This window comes from Phaeodactylibacter xiamenensis (assembly GCF_965229835.1).
Lineage (GTDB): Bacteria > Bacteroidota > Bacteroidia > Chitinophagales > Saprospiraceae > Phaeodactylibacter > Phaeodactylibacter xiamenensis.
Window position 1 is genome coordinate 3,871,021 of sequence record NZ_OZ245931.1, and the last position, 18,980, is coordinate 3,890,000.

Genomic DNA, 18,980 nt, shown 5'->3' on the forward strand with positions numbered 1-18,980 from the left:
AAAACCACGACGCTCAATATGAAGCTGATCTATTTACAACCCGCTTTGTTGTTTCTCTTTACCTTTGCAGGTATGAAACAGGCACACGCACAATTCATTTTCCCGCATACCGAATCCCGCCCGGTGACTGACACCCTTCACGGCTACCGCCTTACGGACCCTTACCGCTGGCTGGAAGACAAAACTGACCCGGAGGTCCAAAAATGGACGCGGGCACAACACGATGCCACGCTGAATTACATCGATACGGAATGCCCTTCTATTCCGGGACTGCGGGAAGAGATTCAGGCTTACATCGACCGGGATATCGAGAGCCCCATGCAACTGGTAGCTGACCGGCAGTTTTTCACCCGCCGCAAAAAGGGGGAAAAGCAATCTAAGCTCTACACGCTGATCGATGGGAAAGAATTGCTGCTTTTCGACCCGGAAGCCATTGACCCCTCCGGTAAGTCATCGCTCTCGGGCCGCAGCTTTACAGAGGATGGCAGCCGGGTAGCTGTAGGCATGCAATCCAAAGGGGCGGAAATCAGCACCTATTATATCATTGACACGCAGACGGGCAAGGTGCTTGGCAACCCTGTTGAGGGGCTGCGTGCTTTTTCCTGGACGAAGGACGAGCAACACGCCTACATCTGGGTGCGTACACAGGAAATGATCGATGCGCAAAAGCCTATCGAAGTACGCCTTCACAAGATCGGCAGTGACCGCTCGGAGGACATCACCCTGCTCGTGCCTGAAGATTCCAAAAATACAGCGAGCGTGAGCGATGCCCGCTACGCCGACCTGACCTTCTACAGTGAGGGTGACTTTTACGCTACCCACTCCCTGCGCATGAAGCAGACGGGCTCCGACGACGAACCGGCGGAAATCTATGCCAACCAAAAATTCCGGGTTTCCCCTTACGCCATTGATGGGAAAATCTATTTCTACACCAACCACGAAGCGCCCAACTTTAAGCTCATGGTCGCGGATCAGAAAAAACCGGGCTTTGAGCATTGGGCAACGCTTGTGCCGGAACGGGAAGACATCGTGCTGGAGAGCTATGCCGTCACTGACGATTACCTGATCACCGTAGAAAAGAAAGACGTCCTAAGCCGGATGGTGCTGCGCGACCTCAAGGGCAAAAAGATCAAAGAGATTCCTGCACCGGAGGTCGGCAACGTCGCATCCGTAAGCTACAACCGCGATGTGGATGCCATTTTCGTGGGGCTGAGCACCTTCACCAGCCCTTACCAAATTTACCGCCTTGATCCGGAGGACCTGGACAAAAAGCAACTGAACTGGGAATTGTACTACAAGCAGGATGTGCCCATCAATACCGATGAGATTGAAGCCAAGATTGTCTTCTACCCCTCCAAAGATGGCACCAAAGTACCGCTGTTCCTGGTCCACAAAAAAGGCTTGGAGCTCGATGGGAATAACCCAACGGTCCTCTACGGGTACGGTGGGTTCAACATCGGTATTTCGCCCTCTTTTATTGGCATGCGGGCGATGTTCATCAACCGGGGAGGAGTGTTCGCGCACGCTGGGCTTCGGGGTGGTGATGAGTACGGGGAGCAATGGCACGAAGACGGCATGCTCTTCAAAAAGCAGAATACCTTTGATGACTTTATCGCAGCCGGTGAGTACCTGATCAAAGAAGGCTATACAAGCACTGAAAAGCTGGGCATTGAAGGGGGAAGCAACGGTGGCCTGCTGGTGGGAGCTGTAGTAACACAGCGGCCTGACCTCTTTAAAGCCGCCATCTGTGGCGTACCGCTGCTGGATATGATCCGCTTTCACAAATTTCTCATTGCCCGGTACTGGATTCCGGAATATGGAGATCCGGACAAAAAGGAAGATTTCCAAAATATCCTGCGCTACTCGCCTTACCACAACATCCGTATGGGCGTAGACCACCCCACGATGATGGTGACGGCAGGCGAAAATGACTCCCGGGTCGACCCGTTGCACGCCAAAAAGTTTGCCGCAGCCCTGCAAAACAACCTCGGGCAGGAAAACCCGATTCTACTTTACATCAATTATGATAGCGGGCACGGCTCCGGGCAATCAACGGATCAGTTGATTGATTATTACGAACACCGGTACCGGTTTATGATGCGGGAGCTCGGTATGGAAGAGTAAGTTTAATCCCTGACTGCGGAGCCTGAGTACGTTCGGGTTCCGCAGTCAACCTTATTCTACAAACATAGTGACACGCCCGTCTCTTACTGTAAAGACGTCAGCATCATCAAAGCGGGCAACAACTTCTCCATCAAATAGAGCTTCCACCCGGTTAGTGGCAGGGTCAATTGGGAGAAATAGTACCCGTACCGTATGGGTTTCGGTATTCAAATATCCCTCATTTCTGACTGCATCATCCAGTTGCATCATCCGCCCTTCAGCTCCGTCTAATAACACAGTCCCCCCTTCCCGGACCACTTCCTCAGGGACATTAAGTATCTCCGTATCCATGCTTTGACTGAAAATTCTTTCCCCTTCATATTGAATGTTCATAAATGGGAAGAGGCGAAAACTATAGGTATTTTCAGTGGAATCATAACTTGCCTGATACTGAAAGGTATTCGGGCTACCAGCAGACCATCCCTTGAATCCGGATGTGTTCCCAAGAGGCAGCCACAGAAAATCATTGAGAAAAAAGGCGATGGTGTCATTAGCAAGAAAGTCTTCTTCTGATGGATACGAGGTACTATCGTAGTCAGTAGTAAGTTGAACGCACCCCGATCCGATCAGGACAAGGAGCAGGCAAGAAACGAAATGTCGCATAATCAAGTTTTTAAAGTTCAACCGTAAAGCCAAGTGTCCCAAAAAATGCATGCTGCCGGAGCGTCAATTGTTGAGGATATACCGAGGGTCTTGTCGGTCCAAAAACATTTAACCGCTCTACCCGCTGTTTTACTTCGGCGTAGGTGTAATTAGCAGAGACCTGCAAACTGACTGGACCAAAGAGGGGGGCTTCTGCGCAGATTCCTGGCATAATCATCCACCCTCCTTCGCCTGTGAACCGATAGAGGTTCTCCCGGTACTTCAGGTCTGATAAGCTAATAAACGTTTCAGTAATATCCTCCATTCTAACCTGACGATAACCGCCAAGCAGATTAAAAAAGACCCGGTCACCATTGGGGCCTTCTCTTAGCAGAAGAGTTGGGCCGCCCAGAAGCCACCAATCACTACCTGCATTGGAAACCGCCTCATGCCTAACCTGAGCAAGCCTGTCATACATATCCCCGACTGCTGCCTGAGCGGGCTGAAAACCCACCATTACAGACACTCCAAGAGATTTACCCATGGGCAACCACCTGCCAGCAACCTGTACCCCGGGGCCATCTTCAAGACTTGGCAGTTGCTTAGCGGCATCAGGGCCATAGTCGGATTCTCGACTCCAAGAGCCGATACTGAGATACGCGCCTGCTGAAATGGAGAAAGGACTGTGGTACTGCGCTGATAACGGAAGGGCTAACAGACCGACCAGAGCAAAGATGAGCGTGCTAATTTGCATGATCGAAGGGGTTGTTTGACAGTAAAACGCCAACAATAACACAATGTTGTTTTGTTAAGGCCTTACTGCTACCTATAGTAATCCGCCATTTCCAACAACACATCATTCACCAGGTCATACCAGCGGTAATGACTATGGTGGGTGGACAGGGCTATTGTCGTTTCGTATTCCGGCAGGTACATGAGAATAGAGCGGTAGCCCATCAGGGCACCCGTATGCCCGAAGTGTTTGATCCCGTGATCGTCCCACATGCGCATACCCAGTCCATAGTGGTCACCGCCTTGTTCGTAACCCAGGTCCTGCTGCATAAGCTCCAGGGATTGTGCACTAACCAGTTTGCCTTTGAAAAGTGCATGCCCAAAACGTGCGACATCTGCCGGTGTGGCTACGATAGCACCCGCTGCACCAACTGCGGAAAGGTGGTATTCATAAGCCCGGCCGTTATCCGCCAGGCTGTCAATGCGGTGGCGGCGGTCGCTGAAGTCATCGTAAATCGTTTGATTAAGCCCGGCAGGTGTGAAGATGTATTCCCGGAAGGCATCCTTCAATGGCTTTTCCAGTACCGCCTCCACCAGCTCTCCCAGCAGGTAAAATCCGGTATTGGAATAGTCGTACCCCTGCCCGGGGGAGAACCGGGGACTTCGGACGGCAGCAAAGCGGTAAATATCCCCTTCGTCCCAGGTCCGGTATTTCCAGTTGCCGCGGTAAAAGGAGGGGTGGTTGAGGTGATCGATCACACCTCCTGTATGGCTGAGCAGCTGTCGGATGGTAATACTTTTGCCATTAGGCAGGCCCGGCACTTCGAGGTACTCCGCCAGGCGGTCATCCAACTCAAAATAGCCGAACTCGACCAGCCGCATGATAAGAGTGGAGGTAAAAAGCTTAGTGACACTAGCTACTCTGAACCGATGATTGGGCTCCAATGCATACCGGCGGGCAGCATCGCTGTGCCCGTGGACCACAGTAGACAACTGACCATCCGGCCCGATCACTGCGGCGGAAACCCCTTTGAGGTTGGCTAGCCGCTCCTGACAGATGGCTCGCACCGTCTCTTCGAGGTGTTGCTGAGCGGAATGCCCGTATTTCACTTTAAGTTCGAGCCGCTTGGAGCGTACCTCCCGCCCATCATCAGCTTTGATGGTAATGTAGTAAGTCCCACGGTCCAGGCGTGTCGGCTGCCCGTAAAGTTGAAGCAGGTAGGGGTCGAAGGTGATCCATTCCGGCAGATGTTCTGCCCGGATATTCAAAATATCGTTATCAATATCCTCCACTTCAATGTCCAGCTCAAAAGGCTGTTCTGTAAGAACTTCTATGGTCCCATCCTGAGGCGCAAGGAATATCGGCGGGGTATTAAAGGGGTCGGAAAATGCAAAAGCCAGCCCTGAAAAGAGCAGTGATGCTAGCAGAAGTCGCCAATTTCTCTTATTTTTCATAAAGCCGCCGGGAAAATTGAAATGTGCAATATACAAATATGAACTTGCCAATAAACCAGTCGGATGAGTAATTTTTTCGCTTCGGCAATATAAGTGCCGAAAAAACAACATACCGTAAATTTATGTACAAGCCCGGTAAAGATCAACGGTATTCCGTTTGGATTGTTTCAATACCGACAGCTCTTAACCAATATGGAAATATCACACACGGAAGAAAACTATCTGAAGGCCATTTTCAAAATTTCTGAGCGCAGGAATAAAGCGGCCAGCACTAACGCTATTGCAAAAGAAATGAGCACGAGTGCTGCCTCGGTCACAGATATGGTCAAACGCCTCTCTGACAAGGACCTTATCCACTATGAACGCTACAAAGGGGCTACCTTGACCAACAAAGGGCAGCGCATTGCCACCCACCTGATCCGAAAGCACCGCCTTTGGGAAGTTTTTCTGGTGGACAAGCTGTCTTTTTCCTGGGATGAGGTACATGAGATTGCCGAACAACTGGAGCATATCAAATCGCCTAAACTGGTAGAACGCCTCGATGCACACCTTGGCCTGCCCAAGTTTGACCCCCACGGCGACCCTATACCGGATGCCGATGGCAACTTTGCTCAGCGGAGCCAGGTCCTGCTCAACGAAATGAAACCGGGAGAAAAGGGCGCAATCGTAGGAGTCAATGACCACACTTCGGGGTTTCTGCAGTACCTCGACCGCATGCAGCTCATATTGGGCACACAGGTGGAAATACTGGAATGCTTTGAGTACGATGAATCGGTAAGAGTGCGGATTGGCGCGGACCGGGAACAGCTACTTACTAAGAAAGTCAGCCAGCACCTTTTCGTACAGAAGGAAATTGGGTAAGCCTAGCGGTTGTTTAGAAGAGTGAGATTAGTACATTTTCTTTATCCGGTCCAGATCACGATTAACATCTTTCTGCTTGATGGACTCCCGCTTATCGTAGACCTTCTTACCCTGAGCCAGCGCTATTTCCAGTTTGGCCAGCCCCCGCTCATTGATGTACAGGCGTACAGGGACAATCGTCAGCCCCTTTTCCTTGAGCTGCTTCTCCAGTTTGCCCAGCTCCCGGCGCTTGAGTAATAGCTTTCGGGTACGGCGGGATTCGTGATTGAACATGTTGCCATGCTCATACTCCGCGATGAAAAGGCTTTTGATGTACAACTCTCCCTTTCTGAAAAAACAATAGGCATCCCGAAGATTGGCATTGCCCTTCCGAATAGACTTCACTTCCGTACCGTGCAGCATGATACCTGCCTCAAAAGTATCCAAAAAGCGATACTCAAAGCCTGCTTTGCGGTTGATAATCTCTACGTCGTGTTCCTTAGTCTTTCTTATGCCCATTCGTCCGGTTTTTCTACGAGTCCAATTAGTTTAACCACAATGAAAACCTAATAGTTCACCTGAAAGCGGACCGTGCGCCACAGCACAAAGCCATGACGCACGGTCACCTCCGGCATCCTCAATGCGGCTACTGTTCTGCTGCTTTCTGTTTTTGCAAGGGCGCCATTTTTTCTGCGGGAGCCACCTTTATATTCGGATTAGCTTTTAGCATTTTCTGCTTACGGAGAGACTGCCCCGGACGGGTCGCAATCATATTCTTTCCCGGATCCAGGCTCTCTTCCAGAAAGTCCGTCATTTTCCGGTACAGATGCAGGCGGGCGTTACCGCCGTAGATGCCGTGGTTCCGGTTTGGGTAGAAATAGGTATCAAACTGCTTATTGGCGGCGATCAGGGCATTCGCCATTTCAGCGGTGTGCTGAAAGTGCACGTTGTCATCCCCCATACCATGCACCAGCAGATAGTCCCCTTTCAGACGGTCAGCAAAGTACACCGGTGAGTTGTCCCGGTAGCCGGACTCGTTCTCTTTATAGGTCCGCATGTAGCGCTCGGTGTAAATAGTGTCATACCACTTCCAGTTGGTTACCGGAGCGACAGCGATGCCAGCTTTGAAGACATCATTGCCCTTTAGTACACATAGAGAGGACATGTATCCGCCATAGCTCCAGCCGAAAATACCGATGCGGTTTTCATCAGCATAAGGCAGACTGCCCAGATACCTGGCGGCCTCAATCTGATCAATCGTCTCATAATGCCCCAGCTGCTGGTACGTCATTTTTTTGAATTTCTCTCCGCGCGCACCGGTACCCCGGTTGTCCACGCTAGCTACGATATAGCCCTGCTGCGCCAGCATCTGAAACCACCAGTAGTTCATGCCTTTCCAGGAATCCGTTACCGTTTGGCTGCCCGGGCCTCCGTAAAGGTACATGAAGACCGGGTACTGACGGTTTTCACGAAAATCACGGGGCTTGATCATCCAGCCATTGAGCTCCACGCCCTCTGAGGTTTCGAAACTGAAAAACTCAACTGGCTGTGTACCATATTCCATTTGTTTGGTCTTCAGCTCTTTATTTTCTTCGATTACCCGAAGCGTGCGGCCTTTCTTGTCATAAACGGTGTAGGTAGCCGGTGCATTAGCTGTGGAGAATTGCCCCACGTAATAATCGTAAGTACTGCTAAACTGAGCGCTGTTCCAACCGGAGGCCCCCGCGATGATCTGACGGTTTTTGCCATCGAGCCCGATGCTGTATACCTGCCGCTCCATGGGGGATTTGTCAGCGGCCTGATAGTATATGCGGCCTTCTGCTTCATGGACACCATAGAGCTCAGTTACTTCCCATTCGCCTTTGGTAATTTGCTCCAGCTTCTTCCCTTTCATGCTGTAAAGGTAGATGTGGTGCCAGCCGTCCTGCTCACTGCTCCAGACGAAGCGCTTGCCATCCTCCAGAAACATCAGGTTGTCCAGTACGCTTTCGGCAATGTAGTAATCGTTTTCTTCTTTCAGCAACAGCTTGGTCTCACCGGAGCGGGCATCAGCCAAAAGCAGCTCCAGTTGGTTCTGATGGCGGTTCATCCGGTAAACACAAAGCTTGTCCGAATCTTTGGTCCACTTGATGCGGGGGACGTAAATGTCTTTTTCCGCGCCCAGCACAACCGGGAGCGACTTAGCCTGCCGCACATCATAAATGTAGATATCCACAACGGAATTCTTTTCACCCACTTTTGGGTATTTAAAGGTTTCGTAATCCGGGTAGAGGTCGTCATGGTAGTTGGTCATCGTAAACTGCGGCACCTCCTGCTCGTCAAACCGGTAGTAGGCCAGGCGTTGACCGTCTTCTGACCAGAAGAAGGCTTTTGCGAAGCCAAATTCTTCCTCATACACCCAATCTGCAGAACCGTAGATGATTTTGTTCTGCTCGCCATTCGTAGTCACCTGTGTCACATTGCCGGTAGACAAATCGCGGTAGTAGAGGTTGTTTTCATAAGTAAACGCCACCCGGTCAGCCTGAGGATTAAAACTGGCGTAGCTGTGCTTGCCTTCGTCGAAAACAGTGGTCAGGGTGCCTGCCTTTCGGTCATACACAAAATAATTAGCTTTCACAGAGCGCCGGTAGATAGGCTCCGTCCCGCTGCGGATGATCATTTTGGACTCATCGGCACTAAATTCATACCCATCTACCTGTCCGGTAAAGTCTTTATTGTCCCGAACTGTAGCCGGGTCAAAAATGGTCGTGACCAGGGCACCGGTGGTGATGTCATACTGCTGTACCTTGTTGTCTTCCAGACGGGTGTAATGCTTGCCATCGTTCAGGAAGTTAAAGCCTGGTACAGATTTGGCAACATACTCGTAATCTTTCCAAATACCCTCGAGGGTGATATCCTTTTGGGCGTGCAATCCTGCAAAAACAGGCAGGAATAACATGAACCATACTACTTTCTTCATATCGGGATTGGATTTTTATGTAATTCAACGTTGCGAAAATAGGGAATTCCTGAGGGATTGTTCTGTAAACCGGGGGTCTACTATTGGGAATGTCAGTGCGCCGCTCCTTCCAGATCCTGCAGGCGGGCCTGAATCCGCTTCAGGTTTTCCCTGCGGGTGACCACCTTGGGAGCCGCGGCACGCTCTGCACAGTCCGGTACCGGGCAGCGCTCGCAGGTTTTGTTGACCTCGCGGAACTGAATGGCCGGGTCTTCGAGGAAGGCAATCCGCTTTTTCACCTCCGGGGTGATCAGAATACCAATTGTTACACTGACGTTCTGATCGGGTGAGGGGTAAGCCGGCCGGGCAATCGTCAGGCAAAAGTACTCATCAGCCGTACCCATATACCTGGACCGCTGTGCACGGACAATATTGTCGACGTATTTCCCCTCCCGCTGCATCTGAAAAAGGTCTTTAAGCAGCGACAAAGCCACCCAACGCCGGCAGTAATGCTCGAACAGGCCATTGCCATGTGGATGGTGGCGCCGGCTCAGGTGAAGTTCTTTATCGATTTCGAATATGTCTTCTTCCGGATCATGCAGAAAACGCAGAAAAAACAGCTTTCCCATCTCAAAGAAACGGGGCAGGATATTGGTGAGGCGGTGGTAAAACATTTCGGGAGTCGCCTCGTACTTTTTCATGATACTCAGGAAGGCTTCCCCGTCCCACTTAGGCTGAGCGAAGAAGGCTCTCATATCCGCAATGACAGGATCGTGGGGGATATGCAGAGCAACGGAAAAGTAAATGGCTTTGGAATGGTTGATCACCTCTTCAAACACCCGCCCTTTGAGCAGGGAAGAAGTACTCGCCCGTTCTTTCAGCTGCAACACTTCAAAGCCCAGTTCCTTACCAAACTGAAAGGCCCGCTGCATGGGGCTGAGCTTTCGGTTGAGCAGCAGTTTCTTGTCTTTGCTGATAAATACGGACCGCAGTGGTTTGAGCTCCGGGTAAGGGTCAAGCCCGTTTTCCACAATTTCATAGTGAAAGCGGTCTTCCAGGATTTGGCGCAGCGTGGCTTCCGGGATGGGGCGGGCCTCGGGTATTTCGTAAAGCTTTATGAAACGGCTTACTTCTTCCTCCAGATCTTCAAAGTAGTTGTTGTGCAGTTCCAGGTAGGCACGTAGGGCCCCAAAGTAAAAATTCTCTTCCTTGAGCGCGTAATTCCTGGACAATTCTAAAAGTGTGGAAATAAATGCCCCTACCCGCACCGGAGCGTTCGCGATGATCTCCACTACTTTTGACAGCTCTATGCCAAAAAGATCAAGGGGCAGCTCGTTTAGGAAATTCGACTGCAGCAATTCTCCGACCGGTGCCATGCTTTTGCTAAGCTCGAAGGAGGTCAGGTCTGCTCTCGGTACCCCAAGCGCAACTGCCAGGGTCTCAATTTTATCCGGCTTCGGGTACTTTTTTCCTTTTTCAATCTCATTCAGATAAGAGACTGATAATTTTGACTCCCTGGAAAGCTCCGCAAAGGAAAAGCCTTTTGACTGGCGTAACTGCTTCACTTTCAATCCGAAAAGTATTCGCTCATTTTGGGTCTTACTGCTCATAGAGATCAAAAATAGGGGTTTTTAGCGAATTTTCGCAAAACATTTCCTGTACAAGGGTAACTAAGGCAGGCTGTACGCTTTTGACCAGAGGAAATACCAGGTCTATATTTCTGCTCCACTGAACACAAACGGGCTTTTACTGTTCAGCAACCGCCTCAACCCCCTCTTTAACATCCTGATTATCAATCCCAAACCCGATCTTAACATTTTGTCGGGGTATGGCTTGCCTATTTTTCGTAATTTTGGAGGCTAACAGTGCTTGAGGCAGAGCCCCACGTGCTGTTCACACAATAATGTCTACCCATGAAAACCCAGTGTTTCAAACTGTCCTTAGGGCTGTTGGTTAGCTTAGCGCTTTCCTGTCAGCCTCTTTATGCAGACAGCACCCCCGAATTTGACGAGGCGACCATTATCGACCGCCTGGAACAGATCGAAGACCCCATCTTTGAATTAAAGTATAACAGTATTGTAGGTGCCTACATCCGGGGCTACCTTTACCGCCGGGAAGCCCGGAAGGCCGAGCTTGTTACAGGCAGAGCAGTACTTTATTTTCCAACGATAGAAGCGCTTTTGGCTAAGCACAGCATGCCACAGCAGCTTAAATACCTTCCCGTAGTCGAGTCTGCCCTTGACCCGCATGCGATTTCCCCGGTGGGTGCAGAAGGCCTTTGGCAATTCATGCCCGGTACTGCTGCCGATTACGGGCTGAAAGTCAACGATTATGTTGATGAAAGGCGGGACCCCCATAAGTCAACGGAAGCTGCCATACATTACCTCAAAAAGGCTTACGAGAAGTATGGCGACTGGGCTCTGGCACTAGCTGCCTATAACGGAGGTTCTGGCCGGGTAAGCCGGGCGATCAAAAGAGGGCGTAGCAAGAACTTCTGGAAGATCCGCCGTTATATGCCCAGGGAAACCCGCAACTATGTACCTGCATTCATTGCTGCTACGTATCTTATGGAATACTACAAGCAGTACGATATCGAACCCGTATATCCAGATTTGGAACTGCAAATCACAGAAGCCATTACGGTGTATGATGCAATTAGCTTTTACCGTATTGGCCAGTTGACCGGGCTTTCCATTGACAGGATAAAAACGCTTAATCCTGCTTACAAACGGGACTTAATCCCGAATGACCCGACTGGCAATTTCCTTATTCTGCCCAAGCGTGTCATGCAGGCAGTCAAAGACTATATGGAAGCCAAACGGCCCGACCACCTGGCAGACGCTTTCTTTGACGGGAGCCCGGTGAAAGCCTTACCTCCTATCCCTGATCAGTACCACCAAACTGTTTACTTTGTTACACAGGAAGAATCAGTTGCAGCGGTTGCAGAACGGCTTAAGGTTTCTGTCCATCAACTTATTGCCTGGAACCAGCTCAAAACGGATACCCTTGACGCAGGGCTAGAGCTCAGGGTTTTTTATCCTAAAAAAATCCGCCGGTTCCAACCAATGCCCAGGGTACCTGATCTTGACCACCTGCCAGCGGTCCCATTGCCTGCTGCCCTGCAGTTACCCGGCGCATATCAGCCAGAGCTACCAGCAGTACCTGCTCATTTTGTGATACGCCAACGCCAGCGTTTACTGGAGTTTTCCAGTCAATTTCAGAGTGTGCACGTGAACGATATTATAAAAATGAATGGTCTGGCGTCCGATGCCAAGCTGCGTCCCGGAAATGTAGTCAAAATACCCTGGTCGCTTCTTAGTGCAGTACATCCCAGCGAGTAAGCCCTCTGTCCTTAAAGGTATGCTCCACGGCGTCAAGAATAACCTCGCAGGCCCATCGGATCTCCTCCTCTGTAATAATGAGAGGCGGGGCGATGCGCAGGGAGCGGTCATTAAACAGGAACCAATCGGTTAACAACCCTGCTTGCAAACAGCGTTTGATGACGGCCTGAATAAAGTCAAAATCGATCATTTCCACGGCCATCCACAGACCGGCACTGCGCACTTCCCGTATGCCCGGGTGCTTTAGCAATTCGAGAAAAAGCGCCTCTTTTTGCTTTACCTGTTGGATATAGTCTGTGGAAAGGAGTGTTTGCAAGGTCGCTAACCCGGCAGCACAGCTCACCGGGTGGCCGCCGAAAGTTGTAATGTGCCCGAGAATGGGCTTATCAGAAAGGGCCAGCATCACTTCGCGACTCGCTATAAACGCCCCAATAGGCATCCCCCCCCCCATACCTTTGGCCAGCAGTAATATATCAGGTACTACATCATACTGCTCAAAGGCGAAGAGCGTGCCCGTCCGTCCATAGCCTGCCTGTATTTCATCAAAGATGAGCAAGGCGCCTACTTCTGTACACCGCTGGCGCAGCTTTTTGAGGTACCCTTCGGTGGGTGGCCGCACGCCCCATTCCCCCTGAACCGTCTCTACGACTACCGCCGCAGTTTGGGAGGTAATGTCCTGCAGGCACCATTCGCAATTGTATTCTATATGGCTTATGCCCGGCAGCAAAGGGTGGAAGGCTTGTGTAAAATCTTTGGGCCACATCAGGCTGGCAGCGCCTTGTGTACTGCCGTGGTAGGCCTTTTTGCAGGAAATAATCTCCGTACGGCCCGTGTAGCGCTTAGCCAGTTTCATCGCCCCTTCCGTAGCCTCTGTACCTGAGTTAACAAAGTATACACTTTCCAGAGAATCCGGCAATTGCCTGGCCAGCAATTCTGCCAGCTGAACCTGTGGCGCCAGGACAAACTCTCCGTACACGAGTGTGTGCAAATAGCGGTCTGCCTGGGTTTTAATTGCCTCTACCACTGCCGGATGTTTATGCCCAAGGCAACTGACCCCAATTCCTGCGATCAGGTCAAGATAAGCCTTTCCTTCTTTGTTGTGCAGGTACATGCCCTGCGCAGAATCAATTTCCAGCATCAAAGGGAAAGCGCTGGTTTGAGCGACATGTTGTAAAAACAGCTGACGAAGGTTCATAAATTGATTTTTTGTCCTGCACTCGACAAGCGGGGTAAATTAAATTGGGTTTCCGCATCTTTACAGGCAGCTGCACCGTATTTAATAAAACTATGCTTGTTATCAAAATACTAAAGCTGCTGTAAGCACTTTACAAGCACCTTTTAATCAGCGATATTAGTTCAGATACCTGCAAGGTACTCCGGCTTTTACTTATTTTTAGGCATTAAACGCAGGAAAACGGTGGGCTCGAAAAGCTACTTTTTTGTGATTGCTGGTCTGAGTTTTTTCCTGTTCGGTTGCGAACAGGAGACGACCCGTATGCCCGGCTACGAGGTACATGGGATTGATGTCTCTCATTATCAGGCGGAAATTGACTGGGAATCGGTCGCAGAGCAGGGCGTGCAGTTTGCATTTGTTAAAGCTTCTGAAGGGATGACCCTCATTGATACGCTGTTTTGTGACAACTGGGCGGCCATGAAAGCGGCTGATATCCGGCGTGGTGCCTACCATTTCTTCAGGCCTCAAACCCCTGTATACGAGCAGGCTTTCAACTTCCAGACGGCCGTACAGATCGAACCGGGCGACCTCCCTCCTGTGCTGGATGTGGAAGTGCTGGACGGCGTATCTAAAGTGAAGCTGGTCAGTAGTGTGCTCACCTGGCTTTACCTTTCGGAAATTCACTACGGCGTCAAACCCATTTTGTATACCAACCTTAAATTTTATAATAAGTACCTGGCAGGGCACTTCGATGAGTATCCGTTATGGATCGCCCGGTACAGCCGTCGGGAGCCCCGCCCTGCCTGTGGCCGGGACTGGCAATTTTGGCAATATGGCAACCGCGGCAATCTCCAGGGCATAGCGGGCCCTGTGGATTTTAATGTCTTCCAGGGAGATATGGCACAACTGGACAGCCTTTGTTATTTTCCTGCTCCGGTGTTGTCAGAAGTGGCCCAGCGTTAGCTAGGCCGGAGCGTCAGACTTGAGGATGGCAATATTCTTTTCGGTAAGCTTGCTCAGGGGTACGATCACCCGTCGGTCTTTCGCATCAAGAGTGATCGTGCTATTATCGATTGCGATCACCTTTCCGGTCACGCCTTCAATTTCGACATTATCACCCAGGCTGACTTTGCCTTTATTGTAAAAGGAAGCCAGAAAGTTGGCCACGATGCTGCGGGAAGCAAAACCGTAACCGATCGCAAAAGCAAATACGATGCCTGCCAGTATAATGGATAAGTTGTCCTGGATAAAACCGGTATCGATTTTAGCCTGTGACAGGGCAATCATGATCACATTTAGAAATAAGAAGTAAAATACAATATTGGATATAAGCCCCGCTGCCGGGATAGCCAGCGAGTCACAAGTGGTTTTGACAATATTCTTTAGAAAATCACTGATGAACAGCCCAATAACCAAAACAGCTAAAGCGGAAATCACCACCGGGACGTAGTTGAGTATATCGCCAACGAGCACGGAGATCACCTCCATATTAAGGATATCCGTAGCGGCTACCACAAAAATGAACAACAGGAAATAATAGACAACCGTAGACAACAGCTTACTGGGTACGAGACGTATGTTGTTATTACTAAGGAGCTCTATTTCATTCAACCGCTCGGCGAGGTGGTCGGCGCCGATACTCTTTAACATCTTACGGACCAGCCGTCTAGCCATTTTTGATACGATCAGCCCAATGATTAATACGGCGAATGCGCCCAGCAGGTTAGGAACTACGGCAGCAAAGCCCGCCAGTAATTGTTCAAGGATTTTCCACAGATTAAAGTTGGTTGTGTCCACGGTGGAATTGTTTTGAATTATTGATTATCTGATTTCATCCAAGCCTTCTTTCGGCAGTGAAGGGCCATGGTTATCTGGAGACGCAGCCGGGCCTTTGCGGGCATGTGCGTCCAGCCCGGCAGAAACAGGTTTCGTGCTAGAGTCTCCTCCTGCTGCCACGACCAGCACATCGACCATTTTGGGCACAAAGACATCGAGCAACTGCCCCACCAACCGAAGTGATTCAAAGGTTTTGAACAACCCCTGCTCCGTCCGCTCCTGTACATCAGGGCGAATGGCCTCCGCCTGCCGCTCTAAAAGCCGTTCGAAATTGTTCGGTCCTTCTTCCATGCCACTACATTATTGGTTGGGGGAATAAAGCCTGCCTCGTTTCCTGAGCTTTGGCTTTTGCCCGTTTGATTTTCATTTTCACTGCACTTTCGGTTTTGCCGATTATATCTGCGATTTCCTTAATTGACATACGGTCCTGATACTTCATCAAAAGCACCATACGGTCGCTATCCGGTATTTCCTGCAGGACCTGCTCCAGCTGGTCCAGTTCTATTTCAAAGATAATTTTATCCGAAACCTCTTCTTCTGCCAGGTCCGGAGCCTGCTCCATGTCATCAGAGAACAGATCCTTTTGTTTTTTCTTGCGGCGCAGGTAATCGATGCAATAGTTATAGGTAATAGAATAAACCCAGGTAGAAAACCTTGACTGCTCCTTAAACCTCGACAGATTGAGAAACACTTTTGTAAAGATTTCCTGGGTCGCATCCTGGGCTAGTGCATCATCTTTCAGCATTGAGATGCACTTGGCATAGATTCTGCCGACATAACGATCATATAGCACCTTGAAGCAAGCAGCCGCCTGCGTTTCGAGGTAACTATGAATGACCTTCAGGTCCTTCATCTCTTTATTGCAAGTGTTTTCCAAGGGGTACTTGTTTTGACACCGCCCCTGTAACTTCCATACTGGAACTATTGGGACGCAAGTTTCCGAAATAAGTTACTCCTAAATGCTGAACTACTATAAACTTTAACGTTTCAGCCGAGGGAGTATCCGATAAAAATAAATGTGCAATTAATCAATGAAGGGAGAGTCTGTTGTTATGTAGGAGCATTATGTTGCATGAGCCCATCTACTCCTTCTATTTCTAATTTAAGGTTGAAGATACGAGAAAGGACCTTGAATGACAAACACCGAGTACTAATCTACAACAACTGTTAATAGTAAAGCCATGCATTATTTCAGCCCCCCGGCTGGACAGGTTTTACATTCAGTGCATATTGGGTTATATCGTATGGCTATAAAACCAGAAAGCCCCGCTGCGGTATTCTGCAACGGGGCTTAAGGTTAGATTGAGCTGGCAGCGACCTACTCTCCCACTTTCGTAGTACCATCGGCGCTAGGGAGCTTAACTGCTCTGTTCGGAATGGGAAGAGGTGGAACCTCCCTGCTATAACCACCAGCAATTCTTGCACTGCCCTTTGGCAGGCTATATCTTGACAAGTTGGGGTCAGAAAGTTCTTTGAAATCAAGCCTTAATAGCGCTGTAGTGTGCGCTTGCTCCCTTTCACGGGAAGCTTTCGGGCAATTAGTACTACTCGGCTCCACACATCACTGCGCTTCCACCTGTAGCCTATCTACGTAGTCATCTTCTACAGCCCTCTAGGAATACTCATCTTGGAGCCGGCTTCGCACTTAGATGCTTTCAGTGCTTATCCGTTCCGTACATAGCTACCCAGCACTGCACCTGGCGGCACAACTGGTACACTAGCGGTACGTCCAACACGGTCCTCTCGTACTAGTGTCAGCCCTCCTCAATATTCCAACGCCCGCAACAGATAGGGACCGAACTGTCTTGCGACGTTCTGAACCCAGCTCGCGTGCCACTTTAATGGGCGAACAGCCCAACCCTTGGGACCTTCTCCAGCCCCAGGATGTGACGAGCCGACATCGAGGTGCCAAACCTCCCCGTCGATATGAGCTCTTGGGGGAGATCAGCCTGTTATCCCCGGAGTACCTTTTATCCTTTGAGCGATGGCCCTTCCATAAGGGACCACCGGATCACTTGAACCTGCTTTCGCACCTGTTCGAGGCGTCCCTCTCTCAGTCAAGCACCCTTATACTCATATGCTCTGCGCATGATTACCAACCATGCTGAGGGTACCTTTGTAAGCCTCCGTTACTCTTTAGGAGGCGACCACCCCAGTCAAACTACCCACCACGCACTGTCCCCCGAAGGGTTAGGACCAAAGTATAAAAAGGGTGGTATTTCAAGGACGGCTCCACTACCACTGGCGCGGCAGCTTCTAAGCCTCCCACCTATCCTACACATTTTATACCCTAGCACAATACGAAGTTGTAGTAAAGGTTCACGGGGTCTTTCCGTCCCGTTGCGGGTAACCGGCATCTTCACCGATACTTCAATTTCACCGAGCTCGTGGCTGAGACAGTGCCCAGATCGTTACACCATTCGTGCAGGTCGGAACTTACCCGACAAGGAATTTCGCTACCTTAGGACCGTTATAGTTACGGCCGCCGTTTACCGGGGCTTCAGTCAACGCCTTCTCCGAAGATTAGCGCCTCCCTTAACCTTCCGGCACCGGGCAGGTGTCAGACCCTATACTTCGCCTTTCAGCTTCGCAGAGTCCTGTGTTTTTGCTAAACAGTCGCCTGGGCCTCTTCACTGCGGCTCCGGGGTTAACCGGAGCGCCCCTTCTCCCGAAGTTACGGGGCTATTTTGCCTAGTTCCTTAGCCACGGATCACTCGAGCGCCTTAGGATACTCTCCTCGACTACCTGTGTCGGTTTACGGTACGGGCTGCATACTTCGGCTTTTCTTGGAAGCTGCTTCTTGCTACTATCAGCTCGCCTTCGCAGGCTTGCTGTACTATCCCCCGAAGGGTTTAACGCACTATTCCATCAGTGCGCGGGCAATCCACAGCTCCGTCCCCTTTTTAGTGTATGCAGGTACAGGAATATTAACCTGTTTGCCATTAGGTTCGCCTTTCGGCTGCCCCTTAGGACCCGACTAACCCTGATCTGATTAACATCGATCAAGGAACCCTTAGTCTTACGGCGACAGAGTTTCTCACTCTGTTTATCGTTACTCATGCCTACATTTTCTTTTCCAGCCGCTCCACAATACCTCACAGTACTGCTTCAGCGCAACCAGAATGCTCCCCTACCATACTGACGATCCGAAGATGTCAGCATCCATAGCTTCGGCGGCACGCTTGATGCCCGATCATTTTCCGCGCAGGAACGCTCGACTAGTGAGCTGTTACGCACTCTTTAAATGAATGGCTGCTTCCAAGCCAACATCCTAGCTGTCATAGCATCCCCACCTCGTTCATTCAACTTAGCGTACACTTGGGGGCCTTAGCTGATGGTCTGGGTTCTTTCCCTCTCGGCAATGGACCTTCGCACCCACTGCCTCACTGCCAGTGCAGTATCATGGCATTCGGAGTTCATCAAGGGTTGGTAGGCGGTGAAGCCCCCTAGCCTTATTGGTAGCTCTACCTCCATGATACTCTTCCTGACGCTGCACCTAAATGCATTTCGGGGAGTACGAGCTATCTCCGAGTTTGATTGGCCTTTCACCCCTACCCACAGGTCATCCGAACATTTTTCAACATGTACCGGTTCGGTCCTCCATTGGGAGACTATCCCAACTTCAACCTGCCCATGGGTAGATCACACGGTTTCGCGTCTGCCCCGCCTAGCTCTCGCCCTATTCAGACTCGCTTTCGCTGCGCATCCGGCCCTGAAGGCCTTATACTCGCTAGACAGGAGCAACTCGTAGGCTCATTATGCAAAAGGCACGCCGTCATCCCGGTAACACCGGGACTCCGACCGCTTGTAAGCGCACGGTTTCAGGTTCTTTTCACTCCGCTTCTTGCGGTTCTTTTCACCTTTCCCTCACGGTACTGGTTCACTATCGGTCTCTCAGGAGTATTTAGCCTTGGAGGAT

14 protein-coding genes and 2 rRNA genes (1 of these 16 running past the window's edge) are annotated in these 18,980 nt (G+C 50.4%); 4 read left to right on the top strand and 12 right to left on the bottom strand.

From position 1 onward, the window contains the following. Positions 1-18 precede the first annotated feature (18 nt). Positions 19-2,124, top strand: a complete 2,106-nt coding sequence (locus ACO08I_RS14615; protein WP_421949692.1) for a prolyl oligopeptidase family serine peptidase — start codon at positions 19-21, stop codon at positions 2,122-2,124. Between the two features lie 51 nt (positions 2,125-2,175). Here ACO08I_RS14615 and ACO08I_RS14620 read toward each other — a convergent pair whose 3' ends face one another. The 3 genes from ACO08I_RS14620 to ACO08I_RS14630 all read right to left on the bottom strand — a co-directional run bounded on the left by ACO08I_RS14620 (position 2,176) and on the right by ACO08I_RS14630 (position 4,932). Then, complete coding sequence (locus ACO08I_RS14620; RefSeq protein ID WP_282777514.1) at positions 2,176-2,766, bottom strand: hypothetical protein; 591 nt, start codon at positions 2,764-2,766, stop codon at positions 2,176-2,178. Positions 2,767-2,776: 10 nt separating this feature from the next. Continuing rightward, positions 2,777-3,499 (bottom strand): hypothetical protein, encoded by a 723-nt coding sequence (locus ACO08I_RS14625; RefSeq protein ID WP_044217407.1) that lies wholly within the window; start codon positions 3,497-3,499, stop codon positions 2,777-2,779. 68 nt (positions 3,500-3,567) lie between these two features. Next, on the bottom strand, positions 3,568-4,932 hold the full coding sequence (locus ACO08I_RS14630) for a serine hydrolase (RefSeq protein ID WP_421949693.1): 1,365 nt from the start codon (positions 4,930-4,932) through the stop codon (positions 3,568-3,570). A gap of 192 nt (positions 4,933-5,124) precedes the next feature. Between ACO08I_RS14630 and ACO08I_RS14635 the strand changes: the two genes are divergently transcribed. After that, positions 5,125-5,793, top strand: coding sequence for a metal-dependent transcriptional regulator (locus ACO08I_RS14635; protein ID WP_044217411.1), 669 nt, complete (start codon positions 5,125-5,127; stop codon positions 5,791-5,793). 27 nt (positions 5,794-5,820) lie between these two features. Here ACO08I_RS14635 and smpB read toward each other — a convergent pair whose 3' ends face one another. The 3 genes from smpB to ACO08I_RS14650 form a co-directional block, all read right to left on the bottom strand. Next, positions 5,821-6,291: an SsrA-binding protein SmpB gene (gene smpB, locus ACO08I_RS14640; RefSeq protein WP_282777521.1), complete on the bottom strand. Its 471-nt coding sequence runs from the start codon at positions 6,289-6,291 to the stop codon at positions 5,821-5,823. Between the two features lie 127 nt (positions 6,292-6,418). Further along, on the bottom strand, positions 6,419-8,731 hold the full coding sequence (locus tag ACO08I_RS14645; RefSeq protein ID WP_282777523.1) for a S9 family peptidase: 2,313 nt from the start codon (positions 8,729-8,731) through the stop codon (positions 6,419-6,421). Positions 8,732-8,823: 92 nt separating this feature from the next. Further along, complete coding sequence (locus ACO08I_RS14650) at positions 8,824-10,275, bottom strand: helix-turn-helix domain-containing protein (RefSeq protein ID WP_421949694.1); 1,452 nt, start codon at positions 10,273-10,275, stop codon at positions 8,824-8,826. Between the two features lie 348 nt (positions 10,276-10,623). On the opposite strand from ACO08I_RS14650, the gene ACO08I_RS14655 reads away from it, so the two are divergent. Then, a complete protein-coding gene (locus ACO08I_RS14655; RefSeq protein WP_052515791.1) occupies positions 10,624-12,051 on the top strand; it encodes a lytic transglycosylase domain-containing protein in 1,428 nt (475 codons plus the stop codon). On the opposite strand, the gene ACO08I_RS14660 is transcribed toward ACO08I_RS14655, so the two are convergent. Continuing rightward, positions 12,026-13,246 carry an aspartate aminotransferase family protein gene (locus ACO08I_RS14660; RefSeq protein WP_421949695.1) on the bottom strand — a complete coding sequence of 407 codons (1,221 nt, stop codon included), beginning with the start codon at positions 13,244-13,246 and terminating at the stop codon, positions 12,026-12,028. The genes ACO08I_RS14655 and ACO08I_RS14660 overlap by 26 nt on opposite strands. Before the next feature lie 246 nt (positions 13,247-13,492). On the opposite strand from ACO08I_RS14660, the gene ACO08I_RS14665 reads away from it, so the two are divergent. Then, entirely contained in the window at positions 13,493-14,188 is a 696-nt protein-coding gene (locus ACO08I_RS14665; RefSeq protein ID WP_282777529.1) for a glycoside hydrolase family 25 protein, read from the top strand. Here the strand turns inward: ACO08I_RS14665 and ACO08I_RS14670 are convergent, their stop codons facing one another. The 5 genes from ACO08I_RS14670 to ACO08I_RS14690 form a co-directional block, all read right to left on the bottom strand. Next, a complete protein-coding gene (locus tag ACO08I_RS14670) occupies positions 14,189-15,022 on the bottom strand; it encodes a mechanosensitive ion channel family protein (protein WP_282777531.1) in 834 nt (277 codons plus the stop codon). It abuts the gene before it with no gap. A 24-nt stretch (positions 15,023-15,046) separates the two neighbouring features. After that, a complete protein-coding gene (locus tag ACO08I_RS14675) occupies positions 15,047-15,352 on the bottom strand; it encodes a hypothetical protein (RefSeq protein ID WP_282777533.1) in 306 nt (101 codons plus the stop codon). Between the two features lie 4 nt (positions 15,353-15,356). Then, positions 15,357-15,938 (bottom strand): RNA polymerase sigma factor, encoded by a 582-nt coding sequence (locus ACO08I_RS14680; RefSeq protein ID WP_238578235.1) that lies wholly within the window; start codon positions 15,936-15,938, stop codon positions 15,357-15,359. A gap of 428 nt (positions 15,939-16,366) precedes the next feature. Then, positions 16,367-16,475 (bottom strand): 5S ribosomal RNA (gene rrf / locus ACO08I_RS14685). A gap of 105 nt (positions 16,476-16,580) precedes the next feature. Beyond that, positions 16,581-18,980, bottom strand: a 23S ribosomal RNA gene (locus ACO08I_RS14690); it runs 385 nt beyond the window's last position.

Coding starts and splice junctions, on each gene's coding strand:
- ACO08I_RS14615 (WP_421949692.1), top strand. CDS start 19: ATGAAGCTGATCTATTTACAACCCGCTTTGTTGTTTCTCTTTACCTTT.
- ACO08I_RS14620 (WP_282777514.1), bottom strand. CDS start 2,766: ATGCGACATTTCGTTTCTTGCCTGCTCCTTGTCCTGATCGGATCGGGG.
- ACO08I_RS14625 (WP_044217407.1), bottom strand. CDS start 3,499: ATGCAAATTAGCACGCTCATCTTTGCTCTGGTCGGTCTGTTAGCCCTT.
- ACO08I_RS14630 (WP_421949693.1), bottom strand. CDS start 4,932: ATGAAAAATAAGAGAAATTGGCGACTTCTGCTAGCATCACTGCTCTTT.
- ACO08I_RS14635 (WP_044217411.1), top strand. CDS start 5,125: ATGGAAATATCACACACGGAAGAAAACTATCTGAAGGCCATTTTCAAA.
- smpB (WP_282777521.1), bottom strand. CDS start 6,291: ATGGGCATAAGAAAGACTAAGGAACACGACGTAGAGATTATCAACCGC.
- ACO08I_RS14645 (WP_282777523.1), bottom strand. CDS start 8,731: ATGAAGAAAGTAGTATGGTTCATGTTATTCCTGCCTGTTTTTGCAGGA.
- ACO08I_RS14655 (WP_052515791.1), top strand. CDS start 10,624: ATGAAAACCCAGTGTTTCAAACTGTCCTTAGGGCTGTTGGTTAGCTTA.
- ACO08I_RS14660 (WP_421949695.1), bottom strand. CDS start 13,246: ATGAACCTTCGTCAGCTGTTTTTACAACATGTCGCTCAAACCAGCGCT.
- ACO08I_RS14675 (WP_282777533.1), bottom strand. CDS start 15,352: ATGGAAGAAGGACCGAACAATTTCGAACGGCTTTTAGAGCGGCAGGCG.